This window comes from Cupriavidus necator N-1, assembly GCF_000219215.1.
Lineage (GTDB): Bacteria > Pseudomonadota > Gammaproteobacteria > Burkholderiales > Burkholderiaceae > Cupriavidus > Cupriavidus necator.
In genome coordinates this window covers 1,906,618-1,927,045 of the sequence record NC_015726.1, presented here as the reverse complement: position 1 = coordinate 1,927,045, position 20,428 = coordinate 1,906,618, and the positions used below count along the sequence as shown (strand labels likewise).

Sequence of the window (20,428 nt, the reverse complement as noted above, 5' to 3'; positions counted from 1 at the left end):
TCATGGCAGTCAGGGAACGATGTTGAGAGGGTGTCTGGGCAGGGTGGGCCACTGGCCCGTGAGGTCATGGACCGATTCGTACAAGGCCGCCGCACGCAGCAGCTGCGCGTCACCGCGGAACTGCCCGACCAGCTGCAGCCCGATCGGCAGCCCGTCGCTGCCAAAGCCGCAGGGCAGGCTGATGGCCGGATGTCCCGTCATATTGAACGGCATGGTCCAGGGGAACCAGTTCGCGCGCACATCGGGATAGTCCTGGCCATCGATTTCGATCTGGCCGAACAGGTCTTGCTCCAGTGGCAGTGCGGTGCGTGTGATGGTGGGCATGGCGAGCAGGTCGGCGCGCCCCAGCAGCGCCTGCACGCGCAGGAACAGCTGCGAGCGCTCGAACATCGCCTGCTGGTATTCCACGGCGGTGAAGGCGGCGGCCGATTCCACCTGGCGCACGAAGGTCGGGCTCAGCGCCTCGCGGTGCTGCGCCACGATCGGCGCAAAGCGCGTGCGCCAGACCGTGTGGTTGATCGCACGCCAGATGGGTTCGACGTCGAACCCTTCGCCGCCGAACGGCACCAGTTCGGCGCCTAGCGCGCGCAGCTTGTCCAGGCTGGCCTCGAACGCGCGCGCCACGTCCGCCGACACTGGGCGGCCCGGCGTCGCCAGGCAATACAGGATGCGCCGGCCACGCAAGTCGCCCTGCGGCTGCGCGGCGGCCACGTAGTCGGCGGCGGGCACGCCGATCGACCACGGGTCGCACGCATGCTCGCCGGCCATGGCCTGCAGCATCAGGCCGGTGTCGGCCACCGTGCGCGTGGTCGGCGTCACGTAGGTCTGGTTGCCGAACAGATCCTGCGCCTGGCTGTGCGGAATCACCCCCTGGCTCTGCTTGATGCCCACCACGCCATTGCAGGCGGCAGGAATGCGCGTGGAGCCGCCGCCATCGGTTGCCACCGCCAGCGGCGCGATGCCGCTGGCCACCGCCACCGCGGCGCCGCCGCTGGAGCCGCCACTGGTGCGTGCGGCGTGCCAGGCATTGCGGGTGCGCCCGAATAGCGGCGAATCGGTCAGGCATTTGGAGCCGAATTCCGGCGTGGTGGTCTTGCCGACCAGGATCGCCCCCTGCGCGCGCAGCCGCGCCACCGCCACGGCGTCTTCGGCCGGCACGTTGTCTCGCATCGGCACGGCGCCAAAGGTGGTGCGCACGCCGCGCGTGTTGACGATGTCCTTGGCGGTGAAAGGAATGCCATGCAGCGGGGGCAGCGGCCGGCCGGACATCACTTCCGCTTCCGCCGCGCGCGCCGCGGCCATGGCCTCGTCCGCGCACAGCGTGATAAAGCAGTTCAGCACCGGCTGCAGCCGCTCGGCGCGCGCCAGCACCGCGGCGGTCAGTTCCACCGGCGAGATTTCCTTGCGCCGGATGCGCTGCTGCAGCTCGGCGGCGCTGGCAAGACAAAGCGCTTCGCTCATTGGACGGGCGTCTCCTGAAGATGGCTGCGCGTGCCGGCTTCGGCGCGCGCAGGCGTGATGGCGATAAGCTGGAACAGGCATATTACAACCGGCCCGGGCACGCGGGGATTATCGCCGCGAGGTGCCATCGGCGAGGAAGCGTTCGGCAAGCATCAGGGATGCACTGCCGTCGTCTCGCGGCGCGTCACCGCTCAGGGGCACGCCGGGATGCCAGGTACGCCTGCAGGCCGTCTGCCGGCAAGGCGCGTGAATACAGCCACCCCTGGCCGAACTGCGCGCCGCGCTCGTGCAGGAAGCGCGCCTGGTCTTCATGCTCGATGCCCTCGGCCACGACCTCGAAGCCCAGCGCCTCGGCCATGGCGATGATGTGCGGCGCCACGGTGCTGGATGCTGCCTCGCGGCCGATGGTGTCGATGAAGGACTTGTCGATCTTCAACACATCGACCTTGAATACCTGCAGGTAGGACAGGCTGGAGTAGCCGGTGCCGAAGTCGTCGATGTAGATCGGATGCCCGGCATCGCGGAAGGCCTGGATCACTTCGAGCGCGGTCTCGGCGTGCAGGAAGCTGCGTTCAGTGATCTCGATGCGGATCTGCCGGGGCGCGATCCCGGTGCCCTGCAGGCGCGCGGTAAGCACGTCGAGAAAACGCGGCGAGCTGACATCGTCCGCGCAAACATTGATCGACACATAGAAGCCGGGCCGGGCGCGCAGCAGCGGGCCCAGCTCCGCGATGGCGCGGTCGAGCACGTGGTCAGTGATCTGCGGCATCAGCCCGGTCTGCTCCGCCAGCGTGATCAGCAGGTCGGGCGGCACCGGCTGGCCGTCGCGCTTCCAGCGCAGCAGCGCCTCCGCGCCCACGCAGCGGCCATCTTCCAGCGCGACGATCGGCTGGTAGTGCACCTCCAGCCGGCGGCGGCGCACGGCGTTGCGCAGCGCGCCCTCCATGGTCAGGCGGCGCGACATGGCGCGAAACACCAGCGCGGCCAGCAGCACGCCGATCGCCAGCCCCGCCACGACGAAAGAGCCAACCAGCATCGGCCAGGTGGCCAGCAGCCCGGTGGGCGGTGCCAGGGCCACGGCCGCGAACGGAATCCGGGGGGAACGGCGCACGGAACTGCCGGGATTGTCGAGTTCGTCGGCGCCGTTGGCATTGCGCTGGTATTCGCGCGCCATCTGCGCCACGTCGGAGCCGGTGGTGGTGGCGATGAAGACGCCCGTGGCAGTATTGACTGCGCCGATGTGCCGGCCATCGAGCTCGACGATGTCGACGAATGACTTGGGGTCGACCGATACGTAATGGCCGTGGCGCCCTACCAGCATGGAAGGGCCGGGCGCGCCAAACGGGTTGTCGAGGTCGAACCAGTATTCGAAGCCATGAGTGTCGCGCCAGTCCGGCTCGGGCAATGTCATATGCCGCCGGAAGACGTCGCCCAGCAGTGCCGAGCACAAGCGGTAATTGCCGGCATAGCGCCCGGTATCGCGCAGGTGGTGGAAGGTGAAGGTGATGCGCCGCAGGCTGGCCAGGTTGCCGTCGGAGCAGGGCGCGTCGGGCAGGCCTTCCATTTCGTGCAGCGCGCCAGTGGCGTCTGCCATGACCATCTCCATGCGGGCGACGGCAGCATTGGCAAACATCTGCAGTTGCGCCACCTCGCGCCGGGCGACCTCCTCTTCGGCCACGCGCATGCTGGCCGCAATCGGCAAGACGGCCGCGGCAAACGCGAGTATCACTGCCATCGCAAGGAACAAAGGCCGCTTCATGGGTGTCCTGTCAGCCATGCATTGTCGAAGGGTACGGGTACTACGCGCCCTCGCTGCTGCGCAGCACGCGCCATCGCCGCGCGTATTCAGATTCTTCCAGCAAAGCGATGAATTCTTTCGTGCGCCGCGTAATAAGGCAAGCATGACTTGCGCAATGCCGGCAGAATCCGGAAAGTAGGGGGCAAGACTGCCCGCATAGAGGACCTGGCCCATGACCACCGCCCCATTTGCAAGACAAGCACCATCGGCCCGGCTTGCCGCCCGGCGCATCGACGGCCGGCACAGGCCGGCCGTGATCCCGGGCAACGGCTGAGGGGGGCGCATGGCGCTGGTGCTGCTGATCGCGCTGCCCCTGCTGGCCGCGGCGCTGGCGTGGTTGATCGGCATGCGGACCGCGCGCTTGCTGGCGCCTGTCGTCATCGGTTTGCCGCTGGCAGCGCTGGTGCTGCTGCTGAGCCTGCGCGGCGCGGTCTTCGAACCGCCGGGACATGCGCTGGGCTGGCGCGTGGCGTGGCTGCCGCAGCTCGGGCTGGACCTGTCGCTGCGGCTGGATGGCCTGTCGTTCCTGTTTGCGCTGCTGGTGCTGGGCGTGGGCCTGCTGGTGATCCTGTACGCGCGCTACTACCTCGCGCGCAATGAATCCGCGGTGCGCTTCTTCTGCCTGCTGCTGCTGTTCATGGCGGCCATGCTGGGCGTGGTGCTGGCCGGCAACCTGCTGTTGCTGGTGGTGTTCTGGGAGCTGACCAGCATCCTCTCGTTCCTGCTGATCGGCTTCTGGTCATGGCGCACCGATGCGCGCCAGGGCGCGCGCATGGCGCTGGCGGTCACGGGCGGCGGCGGGCTGGCGCTGCTGGCTGGGGTGCTGCTGCTGGGCCATATCTGCGGCAGCTTCGAGCTGTCCGAGGTGCTCGCGCAGGCCGGCAAGGTGCAGCACCACCCGCTGTACCTGCCGATGCTGGTGCTGGTCCTGCTGGCGGTCTTCACCAAGTCAGCGCAGTTCCCGTTCAGCTTCTGGCTGCCCCATGCCATGGCAGCGCCCACGCCGGTCTCGGCTTACCTGCACTCGGCCACCATGGTCAAGGCCGGCGTGTTCCTGCTGGCGCGGCTCTATCCGGTGCTGGACGGCACCAACAGCTGGTTCTACCTGGTCAGCATGACGGGGCTGGCCACGCTGATCGTAGGCGCTGGCCTGGCGCTGCTGCAGCGGGACCTGAAAGGGCTGCTGGCTTATTCCACCATCAGCCACCTGGGCCTGATCACGCTGCTGTTCGGGCTCGATACCCAGCTCAGCACGGTGGCGGCCATCTTCCATATCATCAACCACGCGGTGTTCAAGGCGTCGCTGTTCATGGCGGCCGGCATCATCGACCATGAAACCGGCACGCGCGACCTGGACCGCCTGCACGGGCTGGCGCGCTATATGCCGCACACCGCGGTGCTGGCCATCGTGGCATCGCTGTCGATGGCGGGGGTGCCGTTGTTCAACGGCTTCCTCAGCAAGGAAATGTTCTTCGGCGAGACCCTGGCGCAGGGCCTGCTGGGCGACTTCAACTGGGTGATCCCGACCGCGGCGACGCTGGCGGGGGCGCTGACGATGGCCTATTCGCTGCGCTTTATCTACGGCGTGTTCTTCGGCGCCCGGCAGCCCGACGTGCCCCACTACCCGCCGCACGAGCCGCCGCGCTTCATGAAGGTGCCGGTGGAGTTCCTGGTGGTGATCTGCCTGGTGGTCGGTCTGGTGCCGGCCTATACGGTGGGCGACCTGCTGGCGGCGGCTTCGCTGGCCACGCTGCGCGCGCCCCTGCCGGAGTACAGCCTGAACCTGTGGCACGGGGTCAACCTGCCGCTGCTGATGAGCCTGGTGTCGATGGGCGGGGGCGCGGCGCTGTTCTTCCTGCGCCGCGACGCGCTGCGGCGCCTGCAACACGCGATCAGCCACCTGAGCGCGCGCCAGTCATTCGAGCATGGCATGCATGCGCTGGAACGCTTTGCCGCGGCCGTCACGCGCTGGCTGGAGAACGGCTCGCTGCAGACCTATGTCGCCTGGATGCTGCTGGCGCTGCTGGCCGTGCCGGCATACTTCCTGGCTGACCTGGAATGGCTCGGTGGCAGCGTGCCGGCGGGCGCCATCGACCTGATCGGTGCCGCCACGCTGGCGCTGCTCGGGCTGTGCGCGGTGGGCGTGGTGGTGACGCACCGCCAGCGGCTGTTCGCGCTGGTGCTGCTGGGCGGCTGCGGGTTGATGGTGTCGATGGCATTCCTGCGGTTCTCCGCACCGGACCTGGCGCTGACGCAGATCTCGGTGGAGGTGGTGACGATCCTGCTGCTGGTGCTGGCGCTGTTCTACCTGCCGCGCGAGACGCCGGAGCGCGCCGGGGCGGCGCGCCGCGGGCGGGATTTGGTGCTGGCGCTTGGCGGCGGCACCTTGCTGGCGATGGCGGCCTACGCCGTGATGACGCGGCCCTATGACCCGGTGTCTGCCTTCTACATCGACCAGTCCGTGCCGGGCGGCGGCGGGCACAACGTGGTCAACGTGCTGCTGGTGGATTTCCGGGGCTTCGACACCATGGGCGAGATCTGCGTGCTGCTGATCGCAGGGCTGGCGGTGCAGGCGCTGCTCAAGGGCATGCGGCTGGACACGCCGTCGGCAGCGCCCGATGGCCTGCCGTGGACCAGCCAGGCGCATCCGCTGCTGCTGGCCATGCTGGCGCGGCTGATGCTGCCGCTGACGCTGCTGGTGGCGGTCTATATCCTGCTGCGCGGGCACAACCTGCCGGGCGGCGGCTTTGTCGCGGCGCTAATCACCTCGGTGGCGCTGCTGCTGCAGTACGTTGCCAGCGGCGTGCGCTGGACCGAAGCGCGCATTGCGCCGGACTATCGCGCCATTGCCGGCGCGGGCATCCTGCTGGCGGGCCTGACCGGGCTGGGCAGCCTGGCCTTCGGCTATCCGTTCCTGACCACTGCCTTCGGGCATTTCCACATACCTGGCATCGGCGAGGTGGAGCTGGCCACGGCGATGATCTTTGACCTGGGAGTCTTCTGCACTGTGACGGGAACCACGCTGGTGATCGTATCGCACCTGGGTGTGCGCAACCTGCCGCCGGCACAGGCCGCGGAGGACGCCTGATGGCCGCGCTCTACGCCATCACCATCGGCATCCTGGCCGCGGGCGGCATCTACCTGCTGCTGCGCGAGCGCGTCTTCACCGTGGTGCTGGGGCTGACGCTGCTGTCGTATGCGGTCAGCCTGTTCCTGCTGGGCATGGGGCGCCTGTCGATCGGCCGGCCGCCGGTGATCGTGGCGGGCGCCAGCTACGCCGACCCTTTGCCCCAGGCGCTGGTGCTGACCGCCATCGTGATCGCGTTCGGCATGACGGCGTTCGCGGTGGTGCTGGCGCTGCGCTCGCTGGGGCTGACCGGCAGCGACCATGTCGACGCCGCCGGCCAGCCGGAGGGGCGCGATCCCGATGGCGGTAATCAGGAGCCGCGGCCATGAACCACGCCGTGCTGCTGCCCATCCTGATCCCCATGTTTGCCGGTGCGCTGCTGACCGCGATGCCGGCCCAGCGGCTGCGCGCGCAGCGCATCGTCTGCGCCGTGGCCACGCTCTTGCTGGCGCCAGTGGCGGTGCACCTGCTGCGCCAGGCGGCTACCGGCGAGATTGCGGTCTATGCGATGGGCAACTGGTCCGCCCCGTTCGGCATCGTGCTGCAGATGGACCGCACCGGCGCGATGATGCTGGCCCTGACCGTGGTGCTGGCCGTCGCCGCGCTGGCGGCGGCGGGAGAGGGCACCGCCCGGCAGGGCCGGCATTTCCATGCGCTGTTCCAGTTCCAGCTGATGGGCCTGAACGGCGCCTTCCTGGCGGGCGACCTGTTCAACCTGTTCGTCTTCTTCGAGATCCTGCTGATCGCGTCCTATGCACTGCTGGTGCATGGGGCAGGGCGGGCGCGCATCGGCGCCGGGCTGCACTATGTGATCCTGAACCTGGTGGCGTCGTCGTTCTTCCTGGTGGCGGTCGGCGTGCTGTACGGGCTGTCGGGCACGCTGAACATGGCGCACCTCGGCCTGCGCCTGGCCGGCCTGCCGGCCCAGGACCTGCCGCTGGCGGTGGCTGCCGGCGCCATGCTGATGCTGGTCTTTGCGCTGAAGGCGGCGTTGTTCCCGCTGTATTTCTGGCTGCCGCGCGCCTACGCCAGCGCCACCGGCCCGGTTGCAGCGCTGTTTGCCATCATGACCAAGGTCGGCATCTACGCGATGCTGCGTTGCGATGCGCTGATCTTCGGCGGCCCGCAGGGGCTGCTGGGGCCATTCCTGCATGACTGGGTGTTCGTGCTGGCGCTGGTCACGCTGGCGGTCGGCGCGCTGGGCGCGGTCGCTGCCGGCACGCTGCGCGCGATGACCAGCTACCTGGTGGTGACATCGGTCGGGTTGCTGGCCGCCTGCGTATCGATGCAGACGCAAGCCGGCTGGGCCGCGGCGATGTTCTACCTGCTCAGCACCACGCTGTGTACCGCCGCGCTGTTCCTCCTGGCCGACGCGCTGGAGCCGGAGCTGGCGCGCGAGGACGGGCCCCCGGTCAGTGCCTCGCGGCTGGCCGGGCTGCTGTACCTGGTGGGCGTGGTGGCAGCGGTGGGGCTGCCGCCGCTGTCGGGCTTCCTCGGCAAGCTCATGGTCCTGCGCGCGACCCCGCCGCCGTGGGTGCCGGCGCTGTGGCCCGCGGTGCTGGTGTCGGGCCTGCTGCTGCTGATTGCCGTGTCCCGCACCGGCACGCGGCTGCTGTGGCGGCTGCCGCATGATGCGGAGCGCGTGCCGGACGGGGATGAATACCTCGACGAAGACCATCCCGGCGCGGCACGCGTGCGCGTGCGGCCCGACGCGCGCAAGCTGGCCTGCTGCGCACTGCTGCTGGCGGGCAATGTCGCGCTGACGGTATGCGCGCGGCCGGTCAGCGACTATGTGGCCGACGCGGCGGCGCAGCTGCTGGACCGCGCCGCCTATCTCCGGGCAGTGCTGCCCGGGCAGCCAGGGTAAGCCATGCTGCAGCGCCTGCTTCCCCATCCCTGGCTGAGCCTGATCCTGATGATCATGTGGCTGCTGCTGACCAACAGCCTGGCCCCCGGGCACTGGCTGCTGGGGGCACTGCTGGGCTGGGCCATCGGCCGGCTGGCCGACCGCTGGCTGGTGCTGGGCGCGTTCCGCCTGTCGCGGCCCGACCTGATCCTGCGGCTCAGCATCCATGTGCTGTTCGATATCGTGAAAGCCAACGTGGAAGTGGCCATCATGGTGCTGGGTCCCACCGCGCGCCTGCGCCCCGCCTTTATCGTGGTGCCGCTCGATGTCGAGCACGAACTCGCCACCACCGCACTGATCAGCATCGTCTCGCTCAGCCCCGGCACGCTGTGCGCAGAGCTGAGCGATGACCGCCGCGCCTTGCTCGTGCACGTGCTGGACCTTGAGGAAGAGGCCGCGCTGGTCGAGCTCATCAAGTCGCGCTATGAAACCCCGCTCAAGGAGATCTTCCAATGCTTGCCATCGTGATACCGGTCTGCCTGGTGATCCTGGGCCTCGCCTTCCTGCTGACCCTGGCGCGGCTGCTGCGCGGACCCAGCCTGCCGGACCGCATCGTGGCGCTGGACACGCTGAATATCAACGCCATCGCGCTGATCGTGGTGCTCGGCATCAGCCTGGATTCGGCACTGTTCTTCGAGGCCGCGCTGCTGATCGCGGTGATGGGCTTCGTCGGCACCGTGGCGCTGTCCAAGTACCTGCAGCGCGGCGACATCATCGAATATTAGGGAGCGCCAGATGCTGCATCCTGTTGCGGAATTCATCGTGTGCGCGCTGCTGCTGGTGGGCAGCGTGTTCATGCTGGTCGGGGCGATCGGGCTGTTCCGGCTGCCGGACTTCTTCATGCGGCTGCATGGGCCGACCAAGTCGACCACGCTGGGCGTGGGCGGGGTGGTGCTGGCCTCGGTGGCGTACTTCAGCTTCCGGGGCGATGCCAGCCTGCACGAGCTGCTGGTGACCGCCTTCCTGTTCCTGACCGCGCCGATCAGCGCCCACATGCTGGCCAAGGCCGCGCTGCAGCGCCAGCTGCCGGTGGATCCGCGCACGCGCGGCAGCGGCTGGATGCCGCGCATCCGCGATTAGGGCCGCGACGCGCAAACCCGACCAACCCAAAGGAGACCAAGCCATGCCAACCCCGCAAGATCCGCGCCTTGGTGCCTGCTGCTACCTGCTGCACATGCTGCTGCAGCGCACCGAGATGACCCGGCCCGGGTTCCTCGATCAACTCATCCGCGGCGTCACGGCCGACCGGGATGGCATGCCGCAGGACGCGCCAGGCCGCGAGGACGCGCTGCCGGTGTTCGAAGAGACACTGCGCATGCTGACTTCTGCCAGTGACCAGCTGAAGGAAGCCGCCTCCCGCGCATAAGACGTTCTGGCCGCCACGGTTTACTTTCTCCGCAATGTGTCCTACACCCAGTCAGGCGATGCCGGCAACTTCCACGCCAGGGCAGGGGGTTTCATGGACTTGCAACACTCGGACAAAGTCTTCGCGGGCGCGATTCCCGAAGTCTATGAGGCCTTGATGGTGCCGATGATCTTTGCGCCATACGCTGCCGACATGGCTGCCCGCATCGCCGCGCTGCAGCCGCGGCGGGTGCTGGAACTGGCCGCCGGCACCGGCGTGCTGACCCGGGAAATCGCCGGGCGGCTGCCGGCCGATACCATGATCGTTGCCACCGACCTCAACGCGCCGATGCTGGCGCGGGCGGAGCAGGCCGGCACCAGCCGCCCGGTGCAGTGGCGCGAGGCCGACGCCATGGCGCTGCCGTTTGCCGATGCCAGCTTCGACATGGTCGCCTGCCAGTTTGGCGTGATGTTCTTCCCGGACAAGGGCCGAGCCTTCGCCGAAGCCCGCCGCGTGCTGGTGCCGGGCGGCACGCTGATCTTCAATGTCTGGGACCGGCTGGAATTCAACGCCTTTGCCCGCGATGTCACCGGGGCACTCGCCACGCTGTTTCCCGACGCGCCGCCCGAGTTCATGGCCCGCGTCCCGCATGGTTACCACAGCCAGGCCACCATCGAGCAGGATCTGCGCCTGGGCGGATTCCAGTCATCCCCGGTCTTTGAAACCGTCGCGGCAACCAGCCGCGCCAGCGCCGCCCGCATCCCGGCGGTGGCATTCTGCCAGGGCACGCCGTTGCGCGCCGACCTGGAGCGGCGCGGGCCGGATGCGCTCGGCCGGGCAACCGACCATTGCGAACAGGCCTTCCTGGAGGCTTACGGCGCGGGTCCGTTGGCCGGGCCGATGCAGGCGCACGTGGTGATGGTAACGGCGCCCGCCGGATAAAGCTGCCCCGGCAGTTCGTCGCCGCGCCACTTGGGCAGTGGCCTGGCTGCAGCAGTTGGCTTGAGACAGCACGGATCGTCGGCTACCATCAGCGCGGCGCGGTCCGGAATCCCTGGCGCGCACTGTCGGACGATGACTACGATGCCTCTTGTACGACGCGTGCTCGCGATCGGTCTGCTCTTAGGTTCGCTGTCGGGATGCGATTTCCTGCGCGGCTATGCTGAAGGCGAATCCGCGGTCATGCGGGACTTCAGGGCCGGGGATCGAGCCGACGACCTCGGCGCGGCACGCTTTGTCTTCGATGACTTCGGCGGCCTGAGCACCGATACCCTGGAAACCAATGCGCTGCCGTGGAAGCTGGCAACGACCGCGCTGCTGCTGGCCGGCGGACCCGGCGTTCCGGTCACCCAGGACGCCTTGCGCCGGGCGCTGCGCGAGTTCGGCTTCATCTATCCCGATGCGGTCCGCAACTGGCCGCGCCAGCAACAGCCCAGGTTCGACAAGCCCCTGGGCGTGGTCAGCGGAATGATCGGCCGGGATATCCCGAAGATCCGCCTGGAGGTTTCCAACCTGGGATGCGCCTCGTGCCATGCGGGCATCACCTACGGCAAGGACGGGCGTCCCACCAACGATGTCTGGCTGGGGCTGCCGAATACCTCCCTCAACCTCGACGCCTTCGTCGCCGCGGTCTATCAGGCGGTGAAGCGGGTGAAATCCGATCCGGAAACGCTCCTCTCAGCCATCCACCAGCTTTACCCCGACACCAGCAAGGAGGAACTGGATACCATCCGGAGATTCGTCTGGCCGCGGCTGGTGAAACGGGTGGCGGAACTCGAAGCCAGCGGTGACGAGCCACTGCCGTTCAGCAACGGCGCGGCTGGCAGCACCAATGGCGTCGCGGCACTCAAGTTCCAGTTTCATCTGCTCTCAGCGGGCACGGCCGCCAGTGGTTCCACCTCGATTCCGGAACTGGGTTACCGCAGGCTGCGCTCATCGCTGCTCTACGACGGCGTCTATACCAGCAAGGGCGCGCCGCGCTTTGCGCCGGTAGCGCCCGGTGCCGCCGATGATGCCGGGCGGCTGGCGCATATCGTGGCCTTTTTCACCGTGCCGACCATGGGAATGCCGCCGGATCGCGCCGGCCGCGCCATTCCGCAGGTGGAAGACGTCATGCGATTCATGGCGGGCTACACGCCGCCGTCGTTTCCGGGCCCGATTGACCGCCCCCGCGCCGCGCGCGGCCGCGCCGTCTTTGATGCCCATTGTGCCCAGTGCCACGGCAGCTACAGCCAGGACACGGAGCGCCCGCGCCTTGTCAGCTTCCCCAACCGGTTGGTGGCACAGGCGGATATCGGTACTGACCCGACGCGCTGGCAAGCGATCGATCCCGGCCTGCTGCAAGCCATCTCACGCTCCGAGCTGGGCAAGCATATCGACGCGGCAAACACCGGGGGTTATGTCGCGCCCATTCTCTCCGGCGTGTGGGCGACGGCCCCGTACCTCCATAACGGCTCCGTGCCCACGCTCTGGCATCTCATGCATCCGCAGGCGCGGCCCAGGCGCTTCTGGGTCGGCGGTCATGCACTGGACTACGGCAAGCTGGGCATCGCCGGCAAGCTCGATGCGAACGGCACCTGGGCCTATCCGGCCAGCTACCAGCCGTGGTCGAAACCCGTGCTCTACGACACGGCGACAGCGGGGCGCGACAACCGCGGCCATGAACAGGCGTTCTCGACCCTTGCCGAAAGCGACAAGGATGCGCTGCTGGAATTCCTGAAGCTGCTTTAGCCTTGTGCGTTGCCCGGGTCAGACTGAACGGCTTACGATGCCCCCTTCGTCAGCTTGACCCGGCTGAAGGCCCGGCAGTAGCATCAGCTCAGCGCAACCAGGATGGAGCGCAGAAGATGATTGTCGATCTCTCTCATGTGTTCCACGACGGGATGCCTGGCGTCCTCTTCAAGCGCGAAACCGGTGAAGCGGTCGAGTTGACCGCGCATATCCGGCCGTTCATGACGCACGCGCAATCAGGCTGGCACTACGAGGGCAAAGCCTCGTTCGAGATTTCCGAGGTGGCGTTCCAGACGTCCGTCGGCACCAAGCTGGATGCACCGCGTCACCGCTTCGAAGGCGCGGAAGACATTGCTGCCCTCGATCTCAGCCGGCTGGTGCTTGACGGCGTGGTCATCGATGCCCGCCACGCAACCTCCGGACAACAACTGGCGTGGAATGACCTGCAGTTTCCCGAGCATCTCGCAGGCCGGGCTGTGTTGGTGAATTTCGACTGGGATCGCCATTGGGGAACGGAGATCTATCGATCGCACCCGTTTGTCTCACGCGACGTGATAGACCGGCTCTGCGATGCGGGCATTTCCTTGTTCGGGGTGGATTGCGCGAACGTCGACTCCACCCAGGACCCGGAACGCCCGGCCCATACCCGGTTGCTGGGACGAGGCATCCTGATCGTCGAGAACCTCACCGGACTGTCGCGCCTGCATGGCGTGCCGTTTCGCTTCTTTTCCATCCCCCTGAAGGCGCGAGACGCGGCGGCTTTCCCCGTCCGCGCTTTCGCCGAGGTGCGCGAACACGCATAGCCAGGACCGCGCCCCGGGTAAGGGCCGCAAGCGTCGTTGGTTCAGGATGCTTGCACCAACTCTGCGGCGGGGAGTCTTGCGCTTCGCGGGATGCCCCGGACCGGCACCGGCCCAAAGCGCATGATGTTCACGAGCCGGTTTCCGCGCGGCAAGCGCTGGCTTTCGGCAAGCATGGCGGCATGGCCAGGTGAATCGGCCAGCGCCGACATCGGCACGCCGGCAAAGCCCCTGGCGGTCATGGCCAGCCAGAACCGGTACCAGCGGCGCCCGATGTCAAAACTCGTGACGTCGGGTGGGGCATGAATCAGGACGATCCGGGCCGCGCTTTTCACTTTTGCGCTTTCCGATGTCAGCAGGCGGGTCAGCGAAAGCGCCGAGAGCAGCCGGACCACACGGGGTCTCAGCGCAATCGACGCACCCCAGGCTTCCCACTGCGACAGTGCCATGCATTCGGCCGAAAGCCCGTCGCGCGGCCAGCCCGGATCGTGCGGTGACAAGCGCAGCCAGTGATGGAGCTCCTCGGCAAACCGTGGGTCATTCAATCCCGCAGCCGCGGCGTCGTCATACCAATTGGCGATTTGCGCCGTGCTGTTCTCGCTCGCCAGCGTGACGAACTCCGCGTGGGCCGCAGCGCATTCGCCCAACGACTTGATCTGCGGCGGGGTCGCACGGAGAAACTTGCCTCGATAGGCGCGGCGTGCGTCCACGAAGGCGTCAAGGGGGTCCGGGCTCGCACCTGATGTGATCAGGCCAGATGCGGCTGGGCGCAGGCCCTGGGTAGCGGGCGGGTAGGACAGGCCGGAGACCTCTGGCTGCGTAAGCCCCAACCCAAGCGTGGACAGCGCGATGGCCATGCCTTCCCAGGCCATGCCCAGGGCGATCTGGTTGTCCCGCCCGGTGGGGTCGCCCACGGCTAGCCATCGAGCAGGGTCTTCAAACAGTTCAACCTTGTCGCCGGCAAAGCGCCAGCGAGCGGGCTGGATATTGTGCGCGCTGGGAGCGCGGCCAGCCTGCGCAACGAGGGTGAGTTGCTGATCGCGCGTAAGCATATCGCTAGATGGCTTTCCTGAAGAGATGCAGTTGATGCAGTACCGTGGCCCCCATCTTCTCCATTTGCTTCAGGCTGGCGCCGTTCGAGTCCGACACCCAGCTGATGCCCAGATGCGAGTATCCGGCACCCCGCATCGCCTTGAGCAGATGGTGCAGCATGACGCCGTTGACGCCGCGGCTGTGGTAGTCCCTGCGCACGGAAAAAAAGATGATCGCCGCACGCTTGCGGCTGGCGCGGAACCTGATCAGATGCCAGAGCGTGGACAGCTTCAGGCGGAAGCCGGTGGCGCGCAGAAACGGATTGAGGTCCGGCACGCACAGCAGTACCCCGATCGGTTCCCCGTTGAAATAAGCGGTATAGGACAGGCGCTCGTCGATGATCCACATCATGCCGGCGCAGGGAAACAGGAATTCCTCCTCCGTCAGCGGCACGAACATCGGGTTGCTGGCAAAGCCATCGTTCAGCACAGCGCATGCTTCCAGCAGGCGCCGGTCAAAGCCGCGCCGCCGGATCGGCTCGAATTGCCAGGCGGGATCATCCAGCAGCGCGCGTTGCTTGCTCCCGATCAACTGCTGCGGATCGTAGCTGCGCACGTCGAGTTCGAACGTGCGCATCGGAAAGAACGGCTCGAAGCCGCATGCCTGGAGCAGCCTGGCAATATGCGGCGGCGTATATTCCTGGTAGGTGTATGGCGGATGCTCGAAGCCCTCGGTGACGATGCCGATCATCTGCGTGATCGTCAGGTTGAAACTGCCAGCTAGTTCGTCACAGCCGTTGTGCTTCACCCAGCCCGCCGCCGCGTCGAGCAGCGCTTGCGCGACCTCCACGTCATCGACGCAGTCGAACATGCCGAAGTAGCCGCGCTTCTGGCCGTATTGCTGATTGAATGCATCATGGATATGGGCCAGGATACGGCCCACGATCCGTCCGTCCCGATGGGCGGTGAACCAGGTGCGGCGCGCAAACTGCCGGAACAGCGGGTTCTTCGCCGGGTCCAGCGCGCGCGCAAGATCCCCCTTCATCGGCGAGACAAAATGGGTATCACGGCCATAGCAGGCGAAGGGCGCCTCGAAGAACGCGTCGAAATCGCCTTCACGCAGCACTGTTGTCATGCGGCCTCCCGCTGCCCGAGATGGCGCGCCAGCCGCAGGATCACCGCCGCGCGCAGCTCGCCGATGGCCGCGTTGGCGCCTTGCGGCAGGTTCAGCAGCACCACCTGCGCGGGCTGGCGCGCGATCAGCAGGGCATGGGTCATTTCGTGGCGCTCGAGCAGGTCTACCAGTTGCTCCGCTGCCTCGACCCGATCGCCTTCCCGGAGCCTGGCCCACGCGCGGGCGTCGCCGATCGACACGGGCTCACGCCGTCTTCCTGCCAGGTCGAACAGCGCGCCCAGGGCGTAATCAGCAAGCTCCGCGTTGCCGAGCACCACATGGTCTGCGGTCTGCGGCAGGCGCCTGAGCGAATGCAGGAAACCCTCTGGCGTATCCAGCCGGGCATGGAGCAGCCAGCGCAAGAAGGCATTGCCATCGCCCGCCAGTGAAACGGCGCGAATGCGGACAAAAATGGCGGTCAGCAGCACCCAGGCGATGGCAACTGGCATGCCGCGCAGGCCAGCCTCGGCGAAGCCCGGGCCGGGCCCGCGCGAAGCCAGCGCCATCACGCTGGCCAGCACGACGGCGAAGAGCAGGGCGGCTGCGATATGCGCGAGCAGCCCGCGCACGACCCGCTGCGATTCCGACAGCTTCAGGAATACATAGACGAATGCCAACGCCCCAAGCGCCCCCAGGCGAACCGGCACATGGCCGAGCTCCTCGCGGAAGTCTGTGGCCGCGAGCGGGACGGCCAGGGCCACGACCACCACCACCGCCCGGGCCAGGCGTTCCTCGTTGTCGGACAGCTCGGCATCGCGCAGCCACAGCAGGAACCAGCCATTGCTTGCCGTGACCACGGCGAAGCACCCAAGGAACGCCAGCAACAGCGGCGTATTGTTCGACAGATCGGTAAAGAGATTGATGACGAAGAACACCACCGATACGCCCAGCGCCAGCAGCTTCAGCCCCAACGGGTGGTGGCGCCGCACCAGGTGCTCGGCAAACAGGGTCATGGCAATGGGCAGCAAGGTTGCCGCCGCAAACACCAGCTGCGCCAGCAGCGTACCGCCAAACAGCCAGGAAAAGCCCCGGACTGCCAGCAGCGCCGTCAGCACCCCGAACAGGAACAGGCCCGTGCCGGCCCCGGCCTCGCGCCGCGACCAAAGGAAATGCAGGTAGAGCCCGCAGCCCACCGCGCCGAGCCAGGTAACGGCCACATCGCTTGCCAGGGCGTCAATCACGCGTCAGCCCTCATCTCGCATCAACCTCGCCATGAAGCGCCGTACCAGCGCGCGCACGGCCCATGCCGTCAGCACATTGCGGGGCGTTTCGACACGCATGCTCCAGGGATTGAAGAAATAGCCGCGCACACCGGCCAGCTGCGGCCGGCCGAGCACCAGCTTGATCGCTTCGAACGCCATCAGATTGCCGGTGGTGATCACCATCGGCGCAAACGACATGCGCTTGCGCTTGCCGGTCAGCAGATCCTTGGCGATGCCAAGCTCCACATGCCGGACGGAACTCGAGTTGACCATCACATATTCCAGTTCCTTGCCCAGGCATTCCTGCCTGACCTCCGCCGTCAGGGACTTCCAGTCCATGCCGGCCGTGGGATAGGCAAGACGCTCCTCGGGCCGGGGATCTTGCGGCCGGACGACCGTGACGGAGGGCAGGGGAGCGGTATAGGCGTCGATAACGGTCGCACCATGCTCCCGCGCCTTGCGATAGAGCGCGATGCCCGCGGCCATGTCATCCATGCCGTTGACCACGATCTTGTATCGGCTCAGCAGTTCATCGAGCTTGTCGGTCCACTCCGCGCCGAAGGTCTCGATGGCAAGTTCCGGGTTGATGCGCCGGATCTGCGCCACGGTGGCCTCGACCTTGTTCACGCCAACGGTATCCAGGCTGGCAAACACCTGGCGGTTCAGATTCGACACGTCGAACGCATCGAAGTCCGCCAGCGCGAAGCCGCCAATGCCCACCCGTGCCAGCGCCTGCAGGCAGGCGCCGCCCATGCCGCCGACACCGCAGATCAGCACCCGTGCACTGCGCAATTGCTGCTGTTCCGCGTCGGTGATGAAGCCGATGTTGCGGGTGGTGAATTCCTCGTATGAAAAGGGTGGAATCATTGGCTTTTCCTTGCGCGCAGGACTCCCATCGGCTCGCGCGGATTCAGCCAGTGGAACAATGGCAGGACGATCCGCCCGACAGCCAGGAACGCAATCTGATAAAGGATGGCGGGCAGGGAGTCCCGAGGGACTTCCCGCAACAGGTATTTCCGCGCGCTGGCCAGGTCCAGGCAGGCGATCTGCAGGAAATCGTCGCCGCGCTGGTAATCAAGTTCCCGCTGGCAGAGTTCGTTGGCGCGCTCATCCCGATGCTTCGGCGCCTGGTCGAACGTCTTCTTGAGATTGTCCGAGCCGCCCGTATAGGCATCGGTAATCACGAAGCGCGCTTCGTCAAATCCCGCCGCCCCGTCAACCCCAAAGACATGCCGATGCGATTTCATGATCTCGCGGGCCACGCTCAGGTGTTCAAAGCTGCGCCGCGACGGCTCAAAGGGATTGGGATAGGCCGTGACAAAGACCTCGGCAACCTTGCCAATAATGGCCGGCACCTGGGTCACATTGCTGATCCAGATCGGGCGCAGGCCGCGGCGGAAGAAAAGCAGGATGCAGGTCAGCCCGTACAGCACCCAGGACAGTCCTTGCGTTCGATAGCCCGGATCGACCATCACCAGCCCCAGGTGAATCGCTTCAGCCGGCCGGCCCTTGATCTCGATCGGCATGACCGACAGCGCATTGAACGCAATCGCCTGGCCGCTGTCCCGGTCATAAAGCAGCGTGATCACGGCTCGCCGCAGTCTTTCAGGGTCGCCGGAAAGCACCCCGTAATCGAGATCCTTGCCGATTCCCCGCTGGACGATGCCGCGCATCTCGGCCAGCATGGCTTCGAGCTGCTGCGCGTCCATCCACAGGCCGGGCCGCTCGACGACTCGGATCCGGACGGACCGGCTGGCCTTCAGGCTCAGGTCCAGGTAGCGCAGCCGCTGTCGAAAACGCCCGATGAATTTGAACATGCAGGTTTGGCTGGTGCCTTGTTCTTGTTTGGCCGGACTGGGAGGCAAGTGTGGATTGGAGCATATAACAGCCAGTCTATGGTGTCACGGGCGTGGCCACGGGAAGAAGGCCGACAGCTGGCCAGTTTTGGTAAGGGGGTACGACATTTCTATTTGGCTCAAGTACGACATTAGAAAAAACGGCCAACAAACGAATTTCGCAGAATGTATATTATGTTAAATTGTTATGGCACATAACAAAAATATCACCAAGCTCCCTGGAGTCGCCCAACGCGTATCTACCGATCCTGATCGAACGTGACGATGGTGCCACGCCCGGCAACGATTGGGCATACGGGTTCATTCAGTGCTCTAGTCCATACTTATTCCTGCAACCACGGGCGCCATTGATTACCACTCTTCGGTGGCGTGCCGCCGCCCACGCGGGTCGTCTTTGCATTGGGGTATTGCGTAGCTACAAACGCGCGCGCCTCATCTTCGGAGCCACCCCCCGCCCAACCCACTCCTCGTTTTCCCCGACTGTCCCAAATTGCAAACAAGTTGTCCCCGCTAGTCAAACTGCTGATAGCCAATCCTAGATACTTCGCCGGTCGCGACAGGACTGTGGCCAGCGTTTGAAAGGAGGGTTTTGTCCCCTGCATGCGTAGCCATGACGCAGTCAAGCGCATCCAGGAAAAGGCTTTTCATGCTCGGGCAAACCACCACGCATTCCCCCATCTCAGCCGGCGCGGCCGGTGCGAGTTCGTCGCGTTCTTACGCCTGGCTCGTCTTTGCGCTGAGCTTTGGCTTGTTGCTGTCGGACTACATGTCCCGGCAGGTGCTCAACGCCGTCTTTCCGCTGCTGAAGGTGGAATGGTCGCTGAGCGACACCGAGCTCGGTGCGCTGGGCGGGATCGTGGCCTTGATGGTTGGCCTGCTGACGTTTCCGCTGTCCATCCTGGCTGACCGCTGGGGCCGGGTCAGGAGCTTGATCCTGATGGCGGCGCTGTGGAGCCTGGCCACGCTGGGCTGCGCGCTGGCCAACAATTTCGGGCAGATGTTCGTGGCGCGGCTGTGCGTGGGGATTGGTGAGGCGGCCTATGGCAGCGTCGGCATTGCCGTGGTGCTTTCGGTGTTTCCGCGCCATCTGCGTGCGAGCCTGAGTTCGGCGTTCATCGCTGGCGGGGCGTTTGGCTCCGTGCTGGGGATGGCGGCGGGGGGTGCCCTGTCCGCTCACTTTGGCTGGCGTTGGGCCTTTGCCGGCATGGCGATCTTCGGGCTTGTGCTGGTCGGGTTCTATCGTCTCTTCATTACCGAGCCGCGCCTGCATGCGCAACGCCGTGCGCTGGGCGAGGAACCGGACAGTGCCGCTCGGCGCGAGAGCGTCTCACTGCGCCCGCTGCTGTCTGCCCTCTTTTCGGCGCGTTCGATCCTCTGCGCGTATGTGGGTAGTGCGCTGCAGTTGCTGGTCATGGGCGCCCTGCTCACCTGGATGCCGAGCTTCCTGGCGCGCTACTACGGCATGGCGACGGACCGTGCCGGCGTGACCGCCGCGGCATTCGTACTGGCGGGTGGCGCAGGGATGGTCCTGTGCGGCGCGCTGACGGACTGGGCGGCTCGCCACGCCCCCGGGCGCAAGTGGCTGATGGCCGTGGCCTACAGCGTGACCTGCTGCGCGCTGCTGCTCACTGCGTTCCACCTGCCCGCCGGCACCGCGCAACTGGTGCTGATCGGTGCCGGCATGCTGTTTGTCGGTGGCACGGCCGGCCCGGCCAGTGCCGCGGTTGCAAACCTGACCCATCCGGCCATCCATGCCACCGCCTTTGCCACGCTCACGCTGGCAAACAACCTGTTGGGCCTGGCGCCCGGACCCTTTGTCACTGGCCTGATCGCCGACCGCATTGGCCTGCTCGGCGCCCTTCAACTGATCCCGCTGGCAGGCGTGCTTGCCGCGCTGTGCTTCCTGGTGGGGCGCCGCACCTACATGGCCGACCTGCTTCGCCTGGAAAACCAGCGTGAGGCAGACCCGAACAAGGCCTGATCTTCTGACTGATTACC

General features: G+C 66.5%; 18 protein-coding genes. 11 read left to right on the top strand and 7 right to left on the bottom strand.

Features of this window, described 5'->3' with window-relative positions:
• Positions 1 to 9 precede the first annotated feature (9 nt).
• The gene (locus CNE_RS09085) at positions 10 to 1,461 is read right to left on the bottom strand and encodes an amidase (RefSeq protein WP_013956834.1); all 1,452 of its coding nucleotides are present in this window, start codon (positions 1,459 to 1,461) and stop codon (positions 10 to 12) included.
• Positions 1,462 to 1,645: 184 nt separating this feature from the next.
• Positions 1,646 to 3,220, bottom strand: a complete 1,575-nt coding sequence (locus CNE_RS09080) for an EAL domain-containing protein (protein ID WP_013956833.1) — start codon at positions 3,218 to 3,220, stop codon at positions 1,646 to 1,648.
• A gap of 322 nt (positions 3,221 to 3,542) precedes the next feature.
• Here CNE_RS09080 and CNE_RS09075 point away from each other — a divergent pair, with 322 nt between their 5' ends.
• The 10 genes from CNE_RS09075 (at position 3,543) to CNE_RS09030 (ending at position 13,170) form a co-directional block, all read left to right on the top strand.
• A complete protein-coding gene (locus CNE_RS09075; RefSeq protein WP_013956832.1) occupies positions 3,543 to 6,347 on the top strand; it encodes a monovalent cation/H+ antiporter subunit A in 2,805 nt (934 codons plus the stop codon).
• Positions 6,347 to 6,715, top strand: coding sequence for a Na+/H+ antiporter subunit C (locus tag CNE_RS09070; RefSeq protein ID WP_013956831.1), 369 nt, complete (start codon positions 6,347 to 6,349; stop codon positions 6,713 to 6,715). Before CNE_RS09075 ends, CNE_RS09070 begins: the two co-directional genes overlap by 1 nt.
• Positions 6,712 to 8,253: a monovalent cation/H+ antiporter subunit D gene (locus CNE_RS09065; protein WP_013956830.1), complete on the top strand. Its 1,542-nt coding sequence runs from the start codon at positions 6,712 to 6,714 to the stop codon at positions 8,251 to 8,253. The genes CNE_RS09070 and CNE_RS09065 overlap by 4 nt, the downstream gene beginning before the upstream one ends.
• A gap of 3 nt (positions 8,254 to 8,256) precedes the next feature.
• The gene (locus CNE_RS40645) at positions 8,257 to 8,760 is read left to right on the top strand and encodes a Na+/H+ antiporter subunit E (protein WP_010812079.1); all 504 of its coding nucleotides are present in this window, start codon (positions 8,257 to 8,259) and stop codon (positions 8,758 to 8,760) included.
• Positions 8,745 to 9,017, top strand: coding sequence for a K+/H+ antiporter subunit F (locus CNE_RS09055; protein ID WP_013956829.1), 273 nt, complete (start codon positions 8,745 to 8,747; stop codon positions 9,015 to 9,017). Before CNE_RS40645 ends, CNE_RS09055 begins: the two co-directional genes overlap by 16 nt.
• A gap of 10 nt (positions 9,018 to 9,027) precedes the next feature.
• Complete coding sequence (locus tag CNE_RS09050) at positions 9,028 to 9,372, top strand: Na+/H+ antiporter subunit G (protein WP_013956828.1); 345 nt, start codon at positions 9,028 to 9,030, stop codon at positions 9,370 to 9,372.
• A gap of 43 nt (positions 9,373 to 9,415) precedes the next feature.
• Complete coding sequence (locus tag CNE_RS09045; RefSeq protein ID WP_013956827.1) at positions 9,416 to 9,658, top strand: hypothetical protein; 243 nt, start codon at positions 9,416 to 9,418, stop codon at positions 9,656 to 9,658.
• 93 nt (positions 9,659 to 9,751) lie between these two features.
• Complete coding sequence (locus tag CNE_RS09040; RefSeq protein WP_013956826.1) at positions 9,752 to 10,579, top strand: class I SAM-dependent methyltransferase; 828 nt, start codon at positions 9,752 to 9,754, stop codon at positions 10,577 to 10,579.
• A 30-nt stretch (positions 10,580 to 10,609) separates the two neighbouring features.
• On the top strand, positions 10,610 to 12,367 hold the full coding sequence (locus tag CNE_RS09035; protein ID WP_238553073.1) for a c-type cytochrome: 1,758 nt from the start codon (positions 10,610 to 10,612) through the stop codon (positions 12,365 to 12,367).
• 116 nt (positions 12,368 to 12,483) lie between these two features.
• Entirely contained in the window at positions 12,484 to 13,170 is a 687-nt protein-coding gene (locus CNE_RS09030; protein ID WP_013956824.1) for a cyclase family protein, read from the top strand.
• A 41-nt stretch (positions 13,171 to 13,211) separates the two neighbouring features.
• On the opposite strand, the gene CNE_RS09025 is transcribed toward CNE_RS09030, so the two are convergent.
• The 5 genes from CNE_RS09025 to CNE_RS09005 are packed head-to-tail and all read right to left on the bottom strand — an operon-like array spanning position 13,212 to position 18,391.
• Positions 13,212 to 14,219, bottom strand: a complete 1,008-nt coding sequence (locus CNE_RS09025; RefSeq protein WP_013956823.1) for a nitroreductase family protein — start codon at positions 14,217 to 14,219, stop codon at positions 13,212 to 13,214.
• A gap of 4 nt (positions 14,220 to 14,223) precedes the next feature.
• Positions 14,224 to 15,333, bottom strand: a complete 1,110-nt coding sequence (locus CNE_RS09020) for a GNAT family N-acetyltransferase (protein WP_013956822.1) — start codon at positions 15,331 to 15,333, stop codon at positions 14,224 to 14,226.
• Complete coding sequence (locus CNE_RS09015; RefSeq protein ID WP_013956821.1) at positions 15,330 to 16,553, bottom strand: hypothetical protein; 1,224 nt, start codon at positions 16,551 to 16,553, stop codon at positions 15,330 to 15,332. Before CNE_RS09015 ends, CNE_RS09020 begins: the two co-directional genes overlap by 4 nt.
• Before the next feature lie 3 nt (positions 16,554 to 16,556).
• Positions 16,557 to 17,441 (bottom strand): HesA/MoeB/ThiF family protein, encoded by an 885-nt coding sequence (locus tag CNE_RS09010; RefSeq protein WP_013956820.1) that lies wholly within the window; start codon positions 17,439 to 17,441, stop codon positions 16,557 to 16,559.
• Positions 17,438 to 18,391: a hypothetical protein gene (locus CNE_RS09005; RefSeq protein WP_013956819.1), complete on the bottom strand. Its 954-nt coding sequence runs from the start codon at positions 18,389 to 18,391 to the stop codon at positions 17,438 to 17,440. The genes CNE_RS09010 and CNE_RS09005 overlap by 4 nt, the downstream gene beginning before the upstream one ends.
• 685 nt (positions 18,392 to 19,076) lie before the next feature.
• Here CNE_RS09005 and CNE_RS09000 point away from each other — a divergent pair.
• Positions 19,077 to 20,411 carry an MFS transporter gene (locus tag CNE_RS09000; protein ID WP_013956818.1) on the top strand — a complete coding sequence of 445 codons (1,335 nt, stop codon included), beginning with the start codon at positions 19,077 to 19,079 and terminating at the stop codon, positions 20,409 to 20,411.
• The last annotated feature ends 17 nt before the right edge of the window (positions 20,412 to 20,428 follow it).